Origin of the sequence: Roseovarius autotrophicus, assembly GCF_018069895.1 — a bacterium.
GTDB classification, from domain to species: Bacteria; Pseudomonadota; Alphaproteobacteria; order Rhodobacterales; family Rhodobacteraceae; genus Roseovarius; species Roseovarius autotrophicus.
Genome location: NZ_JAGQDH010000010.1, coordinates 76,669 through 91,982 on the forward strand (window position 1 = coordinate 76,669; position 15,314 = coordinate 91,982).

Consider the following 15,314-nt stretch of genomic DNA (forward strand, 5'->3'; position numbering starts at 1 on the left):
GGCCTCATCGCAGCGGGCGCAGGAAACGGATCGGGCCTTCTGCGCTCACGATAAGCGGATTTTCGCCGCCCGCTGTCACAAAAAGCTCGCCGTCGAGGTTCAACTCGCCGTCAAGGAACATCTCGAAACGGTCGGTGCGAAAGCTCTCATAGCCGTTGGCGGGCGTGACATGGGGGTTGGGTCGCCCACGCAACACCGAAAGGATACTGCGCCCGAACCGCGCCGCGCCGCCCTGAATGGTGGTAAGGCCGATGCGTCCGCCTTGCCGCGCCCAGAACGGACGCATCCCCAGAAAGAGCCGGTCGAGTGTGCTTGCCACGAGGATCAGCATGGGGGCCTCGTCGCGCGTGACGGGGGCGCCGGTACCGGCGAGGGACAAGCGCACATGGGTCGGCTGGTAGAAGCGCGGATCCTGCCGAATCAAGCCCCAGAGCGCGCGGATGAGAATGAGCCCAAGGCTGATTTCCCCGCCAAGCCCGCGCGAATGCACCTTGTCATGGGCAAAGCGCGTGGCCTGCATGATCGCGCCGGTGCCAAGGAACATGCCATGCCGCACCGCGCCATCGGCGGCCCCCTCGACGCGCATGATGTGGCGGCTGCGGATCTCGGCCCCGACCAAGGGCGCGCCCGCGTCGAGCCAGCGACAGAGCCGGTCGAGCGCGCGGCGCGGGGTCGAGGCCAGGCCGATATCGCCCGCTGTCATGTTGGCCGTGCCGCCGGGCAAGAGCATGACCAGCGGCAGCGCGCCCTCGGGCCAATGCTCCAGCATCAGGCCAAGCGTGGCGGCAATGGTGCCGTCGCCGCCGTTGATCACCACCACCTCGGGGGCCTCGCGGAGCAGCGCGAGCATCAGCGTGCGCGCGTCATCGGGCGAGCGGGTGACGTGATGGGTGACATGCCCGTAGGCGGCGAGGCGGGCGTTGAGCTGCTCCAGCCCCTTGCGGTTGTTTCCGCTCAACGGGTTGGTGATGACGCTGACGCGGGTCATTGGGCCTCTCGGGGCAGCAGCGCGTCGATGCGCGCAAGGATACGTGCCATGTCGGCATCGGTCTCGGTGGCGGTGTCTGCGCGTGTCGCATGGCTGTGCTCTGCGATCCATGTGGCAAGGCCACGGTCGATCAGGGTCTGGTGAAAGCGCGGGAAATGCCGGGTCTGCGGCATGAGGCGCAACCGGTAGAGCGTGCGCGCGAGCGCAATACGGGCGTGCTCGCGGGGCGATCCGTCCTGCGGCGGCTGAAACAGCCAGCTTGCCAGCGCGCGCCGCCCGTTATCCAGCCCGCCCAGCCAGCCCGTCGGCAGCGGCAGGATTTCGAGGGGCCTGGCCAGACGCGCCACCTCAAGCTGCATCGAGATGCTGTCGCCGGTGACAACGAACCGGTCGGCCAGCGCCAGCAGCCCGGCATAGGGGTTCCCGCCATCGGGCGCGTGCCAGTCGAAGCGCGGCACCTCGGCTGTCTGACCCTCGGTCAGCGCCGCCACCAGGCCTTCGGGCGTGCGGCGCGAGCCGACGACATAGGGTGTGCCGCCTTCGGCCAGAACCTGCGCGATGCGCGCGCGCAGGCGCGCCGTCACGCTGGCATTGTAGACAAAGGGATTGGTCGGCCCACCGATGAGAAAAGCGACAATCGGGCGGGGCAGGGCGGCAAGGGCGGCCTGCCACTCGGCGCGCCCCGCCTCCAGCCGCGCGGGATCGACGCGCATCAGCGGCAGCCCGATATGGAGGACGTTCGGGAAGGGGGCGGGCAGGGTCTCGGCGCTTGTCACGATCAGGTCGAAATGATCCATCATCCCCGAGGGCTTGCCCACCAGAACGATACGCGCGCGCCCGCCCGATCGCGCCTTGATCCAGAGCGCGGCATTGGCGGGGCGGCGGCCGCTGGTCAGGATGAGATCCGGCCAGGGGGGGGCAAGCGCGTCGGAGCGGCCCATGTCGAGATGCGACAGCGACGCCGCCACCCGAGGCTTTCCCAGAACCCATTGCGGCTGCATCTCCAGATGGCGCAATTCGCTGTGCCACCCGCGTGCGGCAGAGAGCGCGTCGGCGATCATCTCGACCTGACCGTTATCGCCGCGCTTGTCGCCGAGCACCCGCCAGATGCGCGGCCCTGTGGTCCCCGCGCTCATCCGCGTCTCACTGTCCGGTGGCGGCGTCGCGCGGCGTGTCGATCCCGAAGAGCGCCTTGAGACGTGGCGAAAGGTCGCGCTGCACCAGTGCCTCCAGCTCGGCCACCTTCTGCGCGTCGAAATAGTCGCGATAGCCCCCGACCTTGGCGCGGCGGACCTTGAAGCTTTCGGGGTCGTTCGCGTTGCGCAGCGTCAGGCCGCCCGAGCGGAAGAACCCCTCGCTTTCGAGCTTGCGCAGGTTGTCGAAGGAGGCGAACTCGACCGCGTCGTCGATCTCGGCCTCGGAAAAGCTGTCGCCCATGAGGGTCGTGATCTTGCGCAGAACGCCCGCAGGATCGGTGCGCAACTCCTCGTAGGAGGTCAGCAGCGTGCGATCGAGAGACCCGAGCGCCGCATCCCAGTAATTGAGGAAGGCAATGAGCGAGGGCAGGCCGATCTCGCTCTGCCGCACGAATTCCCACATGCCGATATTGCGCCGGTCCACGGGCCGCGAGAGCTCTGCGTTGATCAGCTCCTGCTTGTGATCGGACTGCCGCTTGGTGAACTGGAAGAACCACGATACGGCGATGTCGAGGGGGTTGCGCGCCAGAAGCACCACGGGTTTTGCCGCCAGCTCTGCGTCCTGCTGGCCGGGTTGCAACAGATCCCCCACGGCGCGCTCGTAGCTGTACCAGCCGTTCGTGGCGGCAAAACTGGGGATCGCGGGGTTGGCATCGGCAAGCGCGGGATAGCGGGCGAAATCGCTTTCGGGAATGCCGTGGCGCCGGGCATATAGCCGCGTCAGCATGACCTTGAGCCAGGTGTTGCCGCTCTTGGGATGGGCGATGATGATCAGCGAGGAACGCCGCGCTATATCCACCTCGAGCGCACCCAGTCGCGCCTTGCGGGCCGAGACACGCAGACGCGTGGGCAGGATCCTGGTGCTGCCGATGATCGTGGCCTTGCGGATGTTGTCGCGGCCAAGGTTACGAAAGGAGGGGATAAGGCTCATGGGGTCGATCCGGGACTGGGGCAGGGGCACACGAAGTGCCGTCAAGCCCAGCCCTTTGCCGCATCCGGGGCTGGAAGTCCACCCCAAGGCGCGTGCCGACCCGCTTGCACAGACAAGCGCGGTTGACCTTGGCGGCCCAGCGCGGATATAGGCTTCGCGCAACGCGTGGACTGCCCGATGACTTTGCTTGACGGATCCGCCACCGCCGAGGCGGGCGCCACCGGAAAGCGGGTGACAGGATCGAGGATTGGAAAGACCATGACAGACAAGACCCCCCAGGAAACACCCCCGACCGGGAACGCCAAGGATTACTGCGTTTTCATTCAGGCCAACCACAAGCAGTATATCGGCGCGCTCATTGCCGAATATGCGATCCGGCGGAATTCGAAGCATAATGACAAGTTCGATATCCGCATCATGCATTACGACGATTTTCCCGTCTTCAAGGCGCATGAGGGCAGGAAGTTCCTGCGCGACGGGGAATGGCGCGAATGGGTGCGCAACGACCTGCAATCCTTTACGCCGACGCGGTTCGCGCCGCCGCAGCTCATGGGCTTCAAGGGACGCGCCATCGTGATCGACCCCGACGTGTTCGTGATTGCCGATATCTGGGACCTGTTCTCGCGCGACATGAAGGGGGCCGCGGTGATGTGCCGCCCGAAATCGGGCAACAAGGGCAAGCGCGGGGCGTTGGCGACAAGCGTGATGCTGCTCGACAACGCCAAGCTCACGCACTGGAAATTCGACGAGCAGTTCGCCGCCATGTTCGACGGCTCGCGTGATTACATGCCGTGGATCTCGCTCAAGTATGAGGATCCTGAGACGGTGGCCCTGTTTGAGAACGAGTGGAACGATTTCGACCATCTCGACGAGAACACCAAGGCGATCCACAACACGCAGCGCAAGACGCAGCCGTGGAAAACCGGCCTGCCGGTGGATTACCGCGCCGCCGATTCGTTCCGTCTCTTTCCGCCGCGCCACTGGTTCCGCCGGCTGCGCCGCGCGCTCTTTGGCGATTACGGGCTTGCCGGGCATTACAAGCGCCACCCCGATCCCAGACAGGAGGCGTTCTTTTTCGGCCTCGTGCGCGAGGCGGTGGAAAAGGGCGTGATCACCGAGGAAATGCTGCGCGAGGAGATGCGCCAGAACCATGTGCGCCACGACGCGCTGGAACTGATCAAGACGGTGCCGCCGGTCGCCTATCCCGTCCCGGCCTGAGCCGGACTGTCATGTCCGTGGGCGCCGGGCGTTCGCGGACAGGGGCAGGCGCTGCCCTCGATCGCAGGGCTGGGGTCGTCGCCACGGTTTCGCCCGCCGCGAGCACGCTTGCGAGGAAGGGGTGCACCGCATGACCGAGACCGGCGTGGATCGTTTCAGAAAGGCGATCTTGCTGCTGACACTGACCGGCCTGATCGCGGGGCTTGCGCTTCTGGCTGCGGGCATGGGCGGGATCGCGGATATTGTCTGGTTCGCGGGGGTCGTGCCCGCCCTTACCACACTTGTTGTCGAGATCGTCAGCCGGCTCGGGCGCGGCGAAATCGGGCTGGATATCGTCGCTGCGCTGTCGATGACGGCTGCGCTGGTCTTTGGCGAGACGCTCGCTGCGGCGGTTGTTGCGGTGATGTATTCTGGGGGAACCTTCCTTGAAAGTTTTGCCGAGGGCCGTGCCCGTCGCGACATGCACGAGTTGCTGGCCCGCGCTCCACGCACCGCGACCCGCCACCGCAATGGCGGTCTTGAGGATGTCCCGCTTGACCTGATCACGCCCGGCGACCGGCTGCTCATCCGGCAGGGCGACGTGGTGCCGGTGGACGGCACGGTGGATGCGTTGACGGCCTTTGTGGATGCCTCTGCGCTGACCGGCGAGTCGCTGCCGGTGCGGTTGGGGCGCGGGGCCGAGGCGATGAGCGGCGTGACCAATGCGGGCGAAGCCTTTGACATGACCGCGACGCGCGGCGCGAAGGAAAGCACCTATGCCGGGATCGTCCGGCTGGTTGCGGAGGCGCAGCAATCCAAGGCGCCCATGTCCCGGCTGGCGGATCGCTGGTCACTGGGTTTTCTCGCCGTCACCCTGGCTATCGCCACCGGCGCGTGGTGGCTGACCGGAGATCCGATCCGGGCCGTTGCCGTTCTGGTCGTGGCGACCCCCTGCCCGCTGATTCTGGCGGTGCCGGTGGCCCTGGTCGCGGGCCTTTCGCGCGCAGCGCATTTCGGTGTGCTGATCAAGGGCGCAGGGCCGCTTGAGACCATGTCGCGGATCCGCACGTTGATTCTCGACAAGACCGGAACGCTGACCGACGGGCGCCCGCAGATCGTATCGATCGACAGCCATGGCGACGTGAACGAGACGGAGCTTCTGCGCCTTGCCGCCGCTCTCGATCAGGCATCGAGGCACCCTGTCGCGCAAGCCATCGTCGCTGCCGCGCGAGCGCGCGGCCTTGTGATGCCCGTGCCCTCGGAGGTGGCCGAGATTCCCGGTGAAGGGGTTGTCGGCAGCGTGGCGGGCCGCAGTGTCATTGTCGGCAGCGACGGATTCGTGGCGCGACGGGTAGGGCGGCGGTCGGGTGAGCATCCTGCACTGGCTGCGGGATCGCTGCTTGTCGCGGTGGGGATCGACGGACATATGGCAGGTCATCTGGTGATGTCCGATCCGCTGCGCGAGGGCGCGGCCGCGATGCTGGAGCGGCTGCGCCGCGCGGGCGTCGTGCGTGTCCTGCTTGCCACCGGAGACCGGGCCGAGGTGGCCGAGCGGGTCACCGGCGGGCTTGGATTCGACGGGCTGCGGGCCGGGTTGACACCGGACCAGAAGGTTCTTCTGGTCCTCTCGGAGCGTAAGCACGGCCCGGTGATGATGGTGGGTGACGGGGTGAATGACGCACCGGCGCTTGCCGCTGCGGATGTGGGCGTGGCCATGGGCGCGCGCGGCGCCGCCGCCTCGGCCGAGGCGGCCGATGTGGTGCTTCTGGTTGATCGCATCGACCGGCTGGGGCCGGGGATCGAGATCGCGCAGGCGTCCCGCCGCATCGCGCTCGAGAGCGTCGTTGCCGGGATCGGCCTGTCAGTGCTGGGCATGATCGCCGCCGCCTATGGCTATCTCAGCCCGGTGCAGGGCGCCCTTGTGCAGGAGGTGATCGACGTGGCCGTGATCCTCAATGCGCTGCGCGCGCTGCGGATCGCGCCCAAGGGGCCTCTCCCGGCTGAGCGACCTGCGCGCGGGGGGTAACGTGTCGGAAGCCGCGCGGATGCAACGGTTAGGGATCGGCTGATTCCCTTTCCGACCTGTCTCAGGTCTGAGACAGGTCGCCCTGGTGGTCCCGGTTGCCAGGGCTGACGCATCGCGTCCTTTTGAGCATCTTCCAGTCAGCGGCCGGTGGAGGATCGGCACGCAACAGGAGCAGATCAGAAATGAACCAGATGACACAGGGCGCGGGTGTTGTGTGACACTTTAGATTAGAGTGACGCCGGACTATCCGAACTGATGGCGAACTTGCCCGGATCGGCCTTGTAAATAAGGGGTTTCAGGCGCGAAGTGGGGTGATCGCGCGTCTGGTGGCGAAGTTTTTACAGAAAGCGGAAAATGGGGGGTTTCGGGGTGTCGAGGGCGGTTTGGCCGGTGTCGGGGCTGCGAGGGCGCGATGTGGCGCAAACCCTATTCAAACAGGGTTGAAACGGCTCTGAGAGGGGGTGTTTGGGGCCTGTCGGGGGGGTGTTTCAACGTCCGGAACTGGGACCAAATCCGCCCACTTCTTTTTTTCGGTCCCACTTGTCACTATTACCAAGCCAAATCAGCGATATAGCGATTTCGAGACGGGTGGAAACCAGACAGAGAAGTGGGCCCCTTTTTTCGCCGTTACACGCCCGTTTCAGGCCGATTGAAACAGTGGTGTTTCAATGCCCCCACGCATGGGCCGACCAGACCACTTCGCCGAGGATGTGGAGGCGGGCGAGCTCGTCGCCTTGCCTGATCTCGGTGGCGTGGGCGGGGTTGTCGGAGGTGAGGATGAGGAGCTGCCCGGGCACGAGGTCGAGGCGTTTGACGCGGGCCGCGCCGTCGCTGTCGATGAGGGCATAGACGCGGCGGTTGCGGATATCGCGGCGGCGCTGGTCGATCATGACAAGATCGCCGTCGTGGAGCGTGGAGGCCATGCTGTCGCCGGTGACGGAAAGCAGGCAGGCCTGACCGGGCTCGACGGGCTGATCGCGGAGTCTGCGAGCGACGTCGCGGCGGTTTTCTGCGCGATTGCGGACATGGAAGGAAAGGCGCGAGGACTATGACCAATATCATCCCCTTTGACTTCGAGAGCCATGCGGTGCGGTCGGTGCTGATCGATGGCAAGCCGTGGTTTGTGGCGGCGGATGTCTGCCGGGTGCTTGAAATCGTGAACCACAGACACGTGGTATCGACGCTTGATGATGACGAAAAGGGGGTCGTTAAAACCGACACCCTTGGGGGCAAACAGGACCTCAATATCGTCTCCGTGAGCGGGGTGATCGGCTTTCGTCGCGGAGCAACAAGCCGGTCGCCAAGCGGTTCTGGAAGTGGGTGCGGGCGGAGGCTCTGCCCGCCCTTATCCGGGACGGCTATTACGCGATGCCGGGGGCCTCTGCCCCCGAGCTGGAGGAGATGGCCGACAAGCGGACCTATCTGGAGACACTGCCGGAGGATCAGCAGGCGCTGGCGCAGCGGCGGGCCGATGCGCTTGGCCGGATCGCGGATGCGATCGCGGATGGCGTTCGGGTGCGCCATGCGGTGGCCGAGGTTGCCGCCGAGATGGGCTGGTCGGCGGCGACGCTGTGGAATTACCGGCGCGCCACTTACATGGTGCCGCGCTGTGACTGGGCGGCGGCCTGCGCGCCACGGATGCGGCGGCGCGTGATGGGCATGAGGGGGGAGTGTCACCCCGAGGCGCTGCGGTTCTTCGAGGGGCTGGCGGCGAGCGGTCAGAGGATCAGCACCAGCTACCGGCGCACGGTGGAGGTTGCCGCCGAGCGCGGCTGGCAGCCTGTGCCCGCCATCCACGTGCTGCGCCGCCACGCGGCGCGGGTTCTGTCCAGTCCAGCCAGAAGGAGTGTTTCGGCATGAGCATCCGCCGTCGCCTTGCCCTGATGATCTGTCCGGCGCTTGCGCTCAGTCCGGGCGCGCGGGACGCGCTTTCAACGGGGCGCCCGGCAAGATCAATCTTGCGCAACCAAACCATGGGGATTGTTTCGCAGCCCAGAACAAGCTCGAGCCTGGCTCGAAGCCGCATCGGGAGAAGAACTTCGTGAGATGGAAGAATATTGGGTGCGGAGGGACCCAGTATCTCCTGAGGTAGCCTGTTCCCTACGACAGATAGGGCTTGCCCTATGCGCCAGTGGAGAACTCGCGCCGCGTGACGCGGACGGCACATGGAGACCAACGCGACCGATTTCGGTTTCGTGCTCCGGTATCTGGTCAAGGAAATCGGTCATGAAGTCATGCCATTCCTCTGCGTCGAAATCCGGCTCTCGGGCGGGTAATTTTCGGGCCTCGAACAGCATGTCCTCGAGCGCGCTCAGTTCGTCATACAGTTCGGCCCTCATGAACCCCCTTAGCGGGTGGCTGAGGTCAGACGCGTTCAGGTTCAGCAGTGGTTCGCGGTCAATCACGGGTTCCCTCTATCGGTTTGTTTCCCCCGACGATGGTAGGGCGCGCGCGGGCGGGGTGTCGAGCCTTGCCCGCGCGATCGGGGGGCGGTCATGAGCGCGCGGCGGGACCCGGAGGGGCGGCTGCCTGAGGGGGCGGCGGTGGTCATGGCGCTGATCGTGGCGGCGATGGTCTGGGCCGGGGTGGGATCGTGGATCGTGGTTTCGGTGCTGCGGCCATTTCCGGCGGTTTATCAGGAGAACAGCCATGAAACTCGGTAACCTTGTCCCTGATGCGGGCGCGTTGCAGGCGGAGATCGACGCGATCCCGCAGGTGCAGCGGGTGGCGCTGGCGTTGCAGTTGATCCGCGACATCGATGCGCCGTGCTGCGCGCTGTCGCTGATGCGGCTGAGCCGGTTGGCCGAGGATCATCACCTGGCGATCCGGCGCGCCGAGTTCGTGCGCGATCACGAGCGGCGGAGGGTTCGCGGATGAGCCGTCTGCCGGAAAGGATTTCGACTACCCGTTCGCGCCTGCCTGTGCGCGGGCGGGTCCTGCGCCCCGGTTGTGCCCGGTCTGCCCGCTCCGACCGGGGCGCTTTTTCCATCATCTGCGATGTGCTGGGGGGCGTGGCGCTGTTCGCGCTGCTCTTCGGCGTCGCGCTCTGGTCCTGAAAGGGGGTTTCATGGGTATTCAACGCAGTCCTCAAGAGGCGTTCGAGGCGGTGATCTGTCTGCTGGACGATCTGGCGGCGGGTGATCCGGTGATGCTGCGCAGCTTGATCGAGGCGCATGAGGCGCTGCGCGCCTCTGACGCGATCCCGCAGATCCGGCAGTTTCTGGCGGTCACCTACGGGAGTGTGCGGTGATGGCGTTGCGGGTCGAGCGGGTGGCGCCGAACACCTGGGGTGTTTTCGACGGCTGGCGGCTGGTGAGCAACAAGCTGAGCAGCCGGGATCTGGCCGAGCGCGCGCTGGAGCGGTTGACGCGGGAGCAGGCGGGGCGGTTGCGGCCCTGTCTGCGCTGCGGTGTCGAGATCCAGTCGAGCCATGCCGGGCACCGGATGTGCGATGGCTGCCGTCAATGGGTGGCGTCGCAGGATCACAGGATGGTTCTCTGATGCATCACGCGCCGCTCACCTCGCCGCGCCTGCAACGGGTGCTGGCCGTGCTGCGGGACGGACGGCCCCATACGACGCGAGAGATCGTGCGGCGGGCGCATGTGGTGGCGGTCAACAGCTGCATCGCCGAACTGCGCGCGAACGGGGCGGAGATCCTCTGCACCCGCGAGCGCAAGAAGGACCGGCTGATCTGCCGGTATACAATGATGAAGGCACCGGAATGAGTGATATCGAGAAGAACCGGATGAGCGCCATCAAGGACATGGGCGACGCCTTTCTCGCCTGCCTCGTCGACGATCAGGGCCGCGAGGCCAATATCGCGCGCACGAAGATCGAAGAAGCGGTCATGTGGGCGGTCAAGGGGATCACCCGCTGATGCCCGTGCTGACGCCTCAGGACATGATTGCGCGCTTCGGCGATGAGCGGCTGGCCGGGATCACCACGCTGTCGGGCGTGGTGACCACCGTGGACATGGCTGCACTCGGCCGCGCCGTCGATGACGCGATTTCCGAGGTCGAGAGCTATGTTGCGGGTCTTTACGACACCGCGAACCCGCCGCAGGTCCTGACCGTGCATGCCGCCGCCATCGCCTGGTATCGGCTGCTGGGCGACCGCGCCCCCGGCATCGAGGGGGCGGCGAAGAATTACGAGCTGGCGCTCGGTTTTCTCAAACGCGCCCGCGCGGGCGAGGTGGCGCTCGGCGACGAGACCCCGTCCGACACCGCGCCGGGGCGGGTGCAGGCCCCGAAGGTTACAGGCCCGGCGGGCACGTTCACCCGCGATACGCTCAAGGGGTTCTGATGGTCGCGCTTACCTTCACGCTTGAGGACAAGGGGCTGGGGTCGTCGATCGACCGCGCGCTGGGGGCCACCGCCGATCTGACCCCGCTCATGGAGCGGATCGGCGCGGTGCTGGAGGCCTCCGTCAACGAGCGGTTCCTGACCGGGACCGGGCCGGACGGCGAGGCCTGGACGCCCTCGCACCGCGCGCGTGAGGTGGGCGGCGCGACATTGGTCGACAGCACGCGCCTGCGCGACAGCATCGTGACCGAGGCGCGCCAACGCGAGGTCGAGATCGGCACCAACGTGCCTTATGCCGCCACGCATCAGTTCGGAGCCTTCATCGAACCCCTCGACAAGACCGATGCCGCCGCCAAGCTCGCGTTCTTTTTGCCCAACGGCCAGTTCATCATGGTCGATCAGGTCGAGATCCCGGCGCGGCCATTTCTGGGCATCGACGCGCGCGACGAGATCGAGATCGGCGAGACCGTCGAGGCCTGGTTCGCGGAGTTCTTCCAGTGAGCGCGCCGGTCCTGTCCCTGACCGGGATCGTCGCCCGGATCGAGGCGGCGGGCATCTATCGCAGCGTCGGCGGCGGGCGCGATCTGCGCCGCGCCGCGCAGACCGGCGCCATGGGGGGGCCGCTCGCCTTCGTGCTGCCGATGGAGGAGACGTCGCGCCCCTCGGGCGTGGCGGGCGGCGTGAGCCATGCCGCCGTCGCCGCACGCTTCATGGTCCTCAGCCTTGCCGAGGACCTTGCCCGCGACGCGGGCGGGCGCGCCGTGAGCCGGATCGAGGAGGTGCGGGCATCCCTTCTGGCCGCGCTCGCGGGCTTCAAGCCGGATTTCGCCGAGGGACCGGTCACGCATGAGCGCGGCCGTCTCGTGACCCAACCCCTGCCGGGCGGACTGATCGGCTGGCAGGACGAATTCTCGCTCCGCTTCCGGCGGAGCCTCATCGCGGGAGGCTGACATGGCCATGACTTTCGACACGCGGTTCCTGATCGCGAAACTTCAGGCGGCACGGGGGGCGGCGGCGGATTACGCGGGCTCGAACCTCATCCCCGCGCTCTCGCTCACACACCGACCGCTCGAAGCCGACCGGCAGAGCCGCGATCTGGTTGACGGTAATCCCGGCGCGACGGGCGCGGATTTTTTGGCGCGCCCGCGTGTGCGCGTCACGACGGCACTCGAGGCCTCGGCGGCCACCGCGCCCGGCGCGGCCCCGTTCTGGGCACCGCTTGCGCGCGCGGCCGGGCTCGAGGAGGTGCTGACGCTTGCCACCTCGGCGCGCTACAGCCCGAGCGACAGCGAAGAACAGGAATGGGCCACGCTTGTCGGCGGCTTCGGCGGATCGCAGACCGCACCGGGGGCCGCGAGCGACTTCCTCCAGGAGGCGCTCGACGCCACCGGCACGATCGGCTTCGAGGCGCGCGAGGGCGAGTTGCCAAGGCTGACCTTCGAGATGACCGCGATCTACGGCGCGCCAGTCACCCGCGATCAGGTCGCCGCAGCGTCGCCGCTCGATCTCGGGCCGCTCGGGCAATCGGCCTATCGCGAGGTCGACCAGATCAGCTATGCCAACACCACCTTCACCTTCGCCAATCAGCCGCTGCGCCTGCGCGAGCTGAGCATGAGCGACGAGACCCCCGTCATCTTCGGGGATCGGCCCAATGAACTGACCACGCGGCGTGGGCGGCGCCGCTACACGGGTCGGATGGTGGTGACCGCGCCCGACCTGGGGGATTTCGACTATTTCGCCCGCTCGCTCGACGGGGCCGAGAGCGCGCTGCTTCTGCGCAACGGCCCGGCCGGAAACCAGTTCGAGTTCCGCGCCGACCGGGTGCAGGCGTTCCTGAGCGATCTGGGCGAGGCGGACAACGAGGTCACGGCCACGCTCGACCTTCTGTTCCTGCGCGACGAGACCACGCGCGAATTCCGGATCACCACACAATGAGCCAGTTTCGTTTCAACCCCGCCCCGACCGTCTGGGCCAAGGTCAGGCTGAGCGTGCCCACCGAGACCGGTTTCGAGAGCCAGGACTTTCGGGCGAAGTTCCTGATCCTGCCGCAATCCGAACGTCAGGCCATGGCCGAGCACGGCCTCAAGGCCGCGCTGGCGCGGATCTGGCTCGATTGGGACGAGGTGGCCGATCTCGACGGCAAGCCGCTGCCCTTCAGCGCCGCGCTGCGCGACGAGCTCTTGGAGTTCGATTACGTCGAGATGGGCGTGGGCGAGGCCTATGCCCGCGCGGCGATGGGGATCGAGACAAAAAACTGACATCGGCGGCGCGGGCACTGTTCCGCGCGCCCGCCGCCGCCGGTGGACCCGACAGGATGCGCGCCGAGCTTGCGGCTTTCGGTCTGGATGCGGCGCAGGTCGAGGCAACTCTCGCACGGGCGGGGCGGGCCGGGACAGAGGAGGTAGAGGTGTTCGTCTGGCTTGCGACAGCGTTTCGATGGTTCCTCGCGATGTCGAGCCAATGGCGGCGCGATGCCGCCGGGCGTATTGTCGGGCTCGATCTGGGCTGCGCCGAAACCGTGGCGCGGCTTGAGGGGCTTGAGGTGAGCGCCGACGATTTCGCCTGGCTGCGCATCCTCGAACGCGCCGCGCTCGACGAGATGCGTCGCCGTCATCCGCGTGACAGGGGGGTCTTGACATGATGCTCGTCTCCGCCCGACTGACCGCCGACGAACAGGAGATGGTGGCGGCGCTGCGGCGCGCGCGCGAGGAGATGGGGCGCCTGCAAGGCACCGTTTCCAACAGCACGGAGGCGACCAGGCGCGCCAGCACCGGCAACGAGGCACTGTCGCGCAGCACACGGCAGGTTGTCGAGGCACAGCGGCAGGGTCAATCCGTGACCGAGCGCGAGGCGCAGACCCGGACCCGTGCGGCACAGGCGGGCGACCGGCTGGCGGGAAGCTCGGAAAGCGTGCGGCGGACCACGCGCGCCCTCACCCCGGACGTGCAGCGCGCCGAGCAGGCGACCCGGCAGTTTCAGGGGGCCATGTCCAACGCGGCGGCCTCGGCGGCGTTGGTCAACGGACCGCTCGGCGGGGTGGCGAGCCGCTTCTCGACCCTCGCGGCTCTCTCGGGGCGCATGAACCTTGCCGCCGTCGGCGTCACGGTCGGGCTGTCGGCGATGGTGCTCGGCGCGGGCCGGGCCGTGCGCGCCTTCACCGATCTGGAACGCCAGCAACTGACCGTGCAGGGCACGCTTCAGGCCACCGGATTTGCGGCCGGGCGCACCGCCGGTCAGCTCGAGGACATGGCGCGCCGCATCGCTGCCGACACGCTCGCCTCGGCGCGCGAGGTGCGCGCGGCGCAGACCGTGCTGCTGACGTTTCGGTCGGTCGCGGGCGAGACCTTCGATCGCGCGATCGAGCTGTCGCAGGATCTGGCCGCAGCCGGGTTCGGCACGCTCGAGGGCAACGCGGTCCAGCTTGGCAAGGCGCTCGAGGACCCGGTCGCGGGGCTCACGGCACTTACCCGTGTCGGCGTCAGCTTCTCGCCCACCGCGCGCAAGATGATCCGCGACTTCGTCGAGATGGGCCAGACGGCGGAGGCACAACGCCTCATTCTCGAAGGCGTGGCGTCCCAGGTCGGGGATCTGGGTCGGGCGGCCGGGGCCGGTGCGTCGGGCGGTTTCGATCTGGTCGGTGAAAACACGCTGCGATTTTTCGAACTGTTGGGAACGAGCCTCAATGGACAGGGCCGCATCGGCCAGCTGATGACGGCAATCGCCGGAGGGATCGAAGAGATCAACCGGGCGCTGGAGGGACCGACCGAGAGTGACCGGAGCCGCGAGATCGTGGCGGAAAACAACCGCCTTGTCGGTCTGCTGGAAGAGCGGCAAGCCCTGCTCGACGAGATCGCGACGGCCCGTGGCCAGGGGCAGGATTTCTTCGCAACCAGCCTGGAAAACCAGCTTGGCCTCGTCACGGCACGCATCGCCGAGACCGAGGCGCGGATCGACAGCTTGATCGGCACCGCACGCGAGGGGGCGGATGAGGCCGCCGAGGCCGCGCGCCGCAGCGCCGAGGCGCAGAGGCAGATCGCCGAAGAGCGTTTCGGCAAGGGCCGCGGGGCGGCGGCAGAGCGCGACGCGTTCGTCTTTGTCGAGGCCGAGCGCCGCCGCCTGCTTGCCGCCGGGATCGAGGGCGCGCGGCTTGAGGCGGAACTGCTCAAGATCCAGAAGGAGGCAAACGAGCTGTTCAGTTCGGCACCCGATGCCTTCTTCGGTCGCGGCGGTGCATCGGGTCGCGTCAAGAAGGAGGTCGACACGCTTTTCAAGGTGTTCGAGGAGTTCGGCCAGCGCTTCGGCGGGACGCTGGAATTCCAGGAGCGCCAGATCGAGGCGTGGCGGGTCAAGACGCTGGCCGAGCTGCGCGCGGCGGGTTTCGGCCACGCGGAATATGCCGGGATGGTCGACCAGATCGCGCGCGACCGTCTCAAGGAGGCGTATGAAGAGGACCTGCGCAACCGCGACGATTGGGCGGCGGGCGTCGAGCGGGGCTTGAACGATCTCTTCGGTGCGCAGCGCACGATGGCAGATATCGCCGAGGATACGGTCAAGACCGCGTTCAAGTCGATGGAAGACGCCTTTGTCAGCCTCGCGCGCACCGGCAAGATCGAGACCGCCGATCTGGTGGATTTCGCGCTGCGCCAGCTTTTCCGGCTGGCCGCCCAGGCGGCGG

21 protein-coding genes and 1 pseudogene are annotated in these 15,314 nt (G+C 67.2%); 18 read left to right on the top strand and 4 right to left on the bottom strand.

What is annotated here, in order from left to right; genetic code table 11:
• Window positions 1-4: 4 nt before the first annotated feature.
• The 3 genes from KAK09_RS12025 to KAK09_RS12035 are packed head-to-tail and all read right to left on the bottom strand — an operon-like array spanning window position 5 to window position 3,115.
• Entirely contained in the window at window positions 5-988 is a 984-nt protein-coding gene (locus KAK09_RS12025; protein WP_210879185.1) for a diacylglycerol/lipid kinase family protein, read from the bottom strand.
• Window positions 985-2,124, bottom strand: a complete 1,140-nt coding sequence (locus KAK09_RS12030; protein WP_210879186.1) for a mitochondrial fission ELM1 family protein — start codon at window positions 2,122-2,124, stop codon at window positions 985-987. The genes KAK09_RS12025 and KAK09_RS12030 overlap by 4 nt, the downstream gene beginning before the upstream one ends.
• 7 nt (window positions 2,125-2,131) lie before the next feature.
• Complete coding sequence (locus KAK09_RS12035; RefSeq protein ID WP_210879187.1) at window positions 2,132-3,115, bottom strand: sulfotransferase domain-containing protein; 984 nt, start codon at window positions 3,113-3,115, stop codon at window positions 2,132-2,134.
• 258 nt (window positions 3,116-3,373) lie between these two features.
• Here KAK09_RS12035 and KAK09_RS12040 point away from each other — a divergent pair, with 258 nt between their 5' ends.
• Window positions 3,374-4,333, top strand: coding sequence for a hypothetical protein (locus KAK09_RS12040; RefSeq protein ID WP_210879188.1), 960 nt, complete (start codon window positions 3,374-3,376; stop codon window positions 4,331-4,333).
• A gap of 130 nt (window positions 4,334-4,463) precedes the next feature.
• On the top strand, window positions 4,464-6,338 hold the full coding sequence (locus KAK09_RS12045) for a heavy metal translocating P-type ATPase (protein WP_210879189.1): 1,875 nt from the start codon (window positions 4,464-4,466) through the stop codon (window positions 6,336-6,338).
• Between the two features lie 665 nt (window positions 6,339-7,003).
• Here KAK09_RS12045 and KAK09_RS19115 read toward each other — a convergent pair.
• Window positions 7,004-7,285 (bottom strand): S24 family peptidase, encoded by a 282-nt coding sequence (locus tag KAK09_RS19115; protein WP_418895531.1) that lies wholly within the window; start codon window positions 7,283-7,285, stop codon window positions 7,004-7,006.
• Window positions 7,286-7,386: 101 nt separating this feature from the next.
• Here KAK09_RS19115 and KAK09_RS19120 point away from each other — a divergent pair.
• The 16 genes and pseudogenes from KAK09_RS19120 to KAK09_RS12130 all read left to right on the top strand — a co-directional run.
• Window positions 7,387-7,596, top strand: a pseudogene (locus KAK09_RS19120) (BRO-N domain-containing protein); the annotation flags it as partial.
• A 62-nt stretch (window positions 7,597-7,658) separates the two neighbouring features.
• On the top strand, window positions 7,659-8,198 hold the full coding sequence (locus KAK09_RS19070) for a DNA-binding domain-containing protein (protein WP_336244452.1): 540 nt from the start codon (window positions 7,659-7,661) through the stop codon (window positions 8,196-8,198).
• 635 nt (window positions 8,199-8,833) lie between these two features.
• Entirely contained in the window at window positions 8,834-9,001 is a 168-nt protein-coding gene (locus KAK09_RS12065; protein ID WP_210879193.1) for a hypothetical protein, read from the top strand.
• Window positions 8,988-9,215, top strand: coding sequence for a hypothetical protein (locus tag KAK09_RS12070; protein ID WP_210879194.1), 228 nt, complete (start codon window positions 8,988-8,990; stop codon window positions 9,213-9,215). Before KAK09_RS12065 ends, KAK09_RS12070 begins: the two co-directional genes overlap by 14 nt.
• Window positions 9,212-9,394, top strand: coding sequence for a hypothetical protein (locus KAK09_RS12075; protein ID WP_210879211.1), 183 nt, complete (start codon window positions 9,212-9,214; stop codon window positions 9,392-9,394). Before KAK09_RS12070 ends, KAK09_RS12075 begins: the two co-directional genes overlap by 4 nt.
• A gap of 11 nt (window positions 9,395-9,405) precedes the next feature.
• A complete protein-coding gene (locus tag KAK09_RS12080; protein ID WP_210879195.1) occupies window positions 9,406-9,588 on the top strand; it encodes a hypothetical protein in 183 nt (60 codons plus the stop codon).
• Entirely contained in the window at window positions 9,588-9,839 is a 252-nt protein-coding gene (locus tag KAK09_RS12085) for a hypothetical protein (RefSeq protein WP_210879196.1), read from the top strand. Before KAK09_RS12080 ends, KAK09_RS12085 begins: the two co-directional genes overlap by 1 nt.
• On the top strand, window positions 9,839-10,063 hold the full coding sequence (locus KAK09_RS12090) for a helix-turn-helix domain-containing protein (protein ID WP_210879197.1): 225 nt from the start codon (window positions 9,839-9,841) through the stop codon (window positions 10,061-10,063). Before KAK09_RS12085 ends, KAK09_RS12090 begins: the two co-directional genes overlap by 1 nt.
• Window positions 10,060-10,215: an Acb2/Tad1 domain-containing protein gene (locus KAK09_RS12095; RefSeq protein WP_210879198.1), complete on the top strand. Its 156-nt coding sequence runs from the start codon at window positions 10,060-10,062 to the stop codon at window positions 10,213-10,215. The genes KAK09_RS12090 and KAK09_RS12095 overlap by 4 nt, the downstream gene beginning before the upstream one ends.
• The gene (locus KAK09_RS12100; RefSeq protein WP_210879199.1) at window positions 10,215-10,640 is read left to right on the top strand and encodes a gp436 family protein; all 426 of its coding nucleotides are present in this window, start codon (window positions 10,215-10,217) and stop codon (window positions 10,638-10,640) included. The genes KAK09_RS12095 and KAK09_RS12100 overlap by 1 nt, the downstream gene beginning before the upstream one ends.
• Entirely contained in the window at window positions 10,640-11,140 is a 501-nt protein-coding gene (locus KAK09_RS12105; RefSeq protein WP_210879200.1) for a phage virion morphogenesis protein, read from the top strand. The genes KAK09_RS12100 and KAK09_RS12105 overlap by 1 nt, the downstream gene beginning before the upstream one ends.
• Window positions 11,137-11,589, top strand: a complete 453-nt coding sequence (locus tag KAK09_RS12110) for a phage tail terminator protein (protein WP_210879201.1) — start codon at window positions 11,137-11,139, stop codon at window positions 11,587-11,589. The genes KAK09_RS12105 and KAK09_RS12110 overlap by 4 nt, the downstream gene beginning before the upstream one ends.
• Window position 11,590: 1 nt before the next feature.
• Complete coding sequence (locus tag KAK09_RS12115; RefSeq protein WP_210879202.1) at window positions 11,591-12,574, top strand: hypothetical protein; 984 nt, start codon at window positions 11,591-11,593, stop codon at window positions 12,572-12,574.
• The gene (locus KAK09_RS12120; RefSeq protein ID WP_210879203.1) at window positions 12,571-12,897 is read left to right on the top strand and encodes a hypothetical protein; all 327 of its coding nucleotides are present in this window, start codon (window positions 12,571-12,573) and stop codon (window positions 12,895-12,897) included. Before KAK09_RS12115 ends, KAK09_RS12120 begins: the two co-directional genes overlap by 4 nt.
• A 56-nt stretch (window positions 12,898-12,953) precedes the next feature.
• On the top strand, window positions 12,954-13,280 hold the full coding sequence (locus KAK09_RS12125) for a DUF1799 domain-containing protein (RefSeq protein ID WP_210879204.1): 327 nt from the start codon (window positions 12,954-12,956) through the stop codon (window positions 13,278-13,280).
• The coding region (locus tag KAK09_RS12130) for a phage tail tape measure C-terminal domain-containing protein (protein WP_210879205.1) at window positions 13,277-15,314 on the top strand (2,038 nt) is incomplete at its 3' end. The genes KAK09_RS12125 and KAK09_RS12130, both read left to right, overlap by 4 nt.

What these genes read in the sequence shown, in the direction of transcription:
- KAK09_RS12080 (WP_210879195.1), top strand. Translation starts at nt 9,406, where the DNA reads ATGGGTATTCAACGCAGTCCTCAAGAGGCGTTCGAGGCGGTGATCTGT.
- KAK09_RS12070 (WP_210879194.1), top strand. Translation starts at nt 8,988, where the DNA reads ATGAAACTCGGTAACCTTGTCCCTGATGCGGGCGCGTTGCAGGCGGAG.
- KAK09_RS12120 (WP_210879203.1), top strand. Translation starts at nt 12,571, where the DNA reads ATGAGCCAGTTTCGTTTCAACCCCGCCCCGACCGTCTGGGCCAAGGTC.
- KAK09_RS12115 (WP_210879202.1), top strand. Translation starts at nt 11,591, where the DNA reads ATGGCCATGACTTTCGACACGCGGTTCCTGATCGCGAAACTTCAGGCG.
- KAK09_RS12075 (WP_210879211.1), top strand. Translation starts at nt 9,212, where the DNA reads ATGAGCCGTCTGCCGGAAAGGATTTCGACTACCCGTTCGCGCCTGCCT.
- KAK09_RS12100 (WP_210879199.1), top strand. Translation starts at nt 10,215, where the DNA reads ATGCCCGTGCTGACGCCTCAGGACATGATTGCGCGCTTCGGCGATGAG.
- KAK09_RS12085 (WP_210879196.1), top strand. Translation starts at nt 9,588, where the DNA reads ATGGCGTTGCGGGTCGAGCGGGTGGCGCCGAACACCTGGGGTGTTTTC.
- KAK09_RS12025 (WP_210879185.1), bottom strand. Translation starts at nt 988, where the DNA reads ATGACCCGCGTCAGCGTCATCACCAACCCGTTGAGCGGAAACAACCGC.
- KAK09_RS12105 (WP_210879200.1), top strand. Translation starts at nt 10,640, where the DNA reads ATGGTCGCGCTTACCTTCACGCTTGAGGACAAGGGGCTGGGGTCGTCG.
- KAK09_RS12030 (WP_210879186.1), bottom strand. Translation starts at nt 2,124, where the DNA reads ATGAGCGCGGGGACCACAGGGCCGCGCATCTGGCGGGTGCTCGGCGAC.
- KAK09_RS12035 (WP_210879187.1), bottom strand. Translation starts at nt 3,115, where the DNA reads ATGAGCCTTATCCCCTCCTTTCGTAACCTTGGCCGCGACAACATCCGC.
- KAK09_RS12095 (WP_210879198.1), top strand. Translation starts at nt 10,060, where the DNA reads ATGAGTGATATCGAGAAGAACCGGATGAGCGCCATCAAGGACATGGGC.
- KAK09_RS12045 (WP_210879189.1), top strand. Translation starts at nt 4,464, where the DNA reads ATGACCGAGACCGGCGTGGATCGTTTCAGAAAGGCGATCTTGCTGCTG.
- KAK09_RS12090 (WP_210879197.1), top strand. Translation starts at nt 9,839, where the DNA reads ATGCATCACGCGCCGCTCACCTCGCCGCGCCTGCAACGGGTGCTGGCC.
- KAK09_RS12125 (WP_210879204.1), top strand. Translation starts at nt 12,954, where the DNA reads ATGCGCGCCGAGCTTGCGGCTTTCGGTCTGGATGCGGCGCAGGTCGAG.
- KAK09_RS12065 (WP_210879193.1), top strand. Translation starts at nt 8,834, where the DNA reads ATGAGCGCGCGGCGGGACCCGGAGGGGCGGCTGCCTGAGGGGGCGGCG.
- KAK09_RS12040 (WP_210879188.1), top strand. Translation starts at nt 3,374, where the DNA reads ATGACAGACAAGACCCCCCAGGAAACACCCCCGACCGGGAACGCCAAG.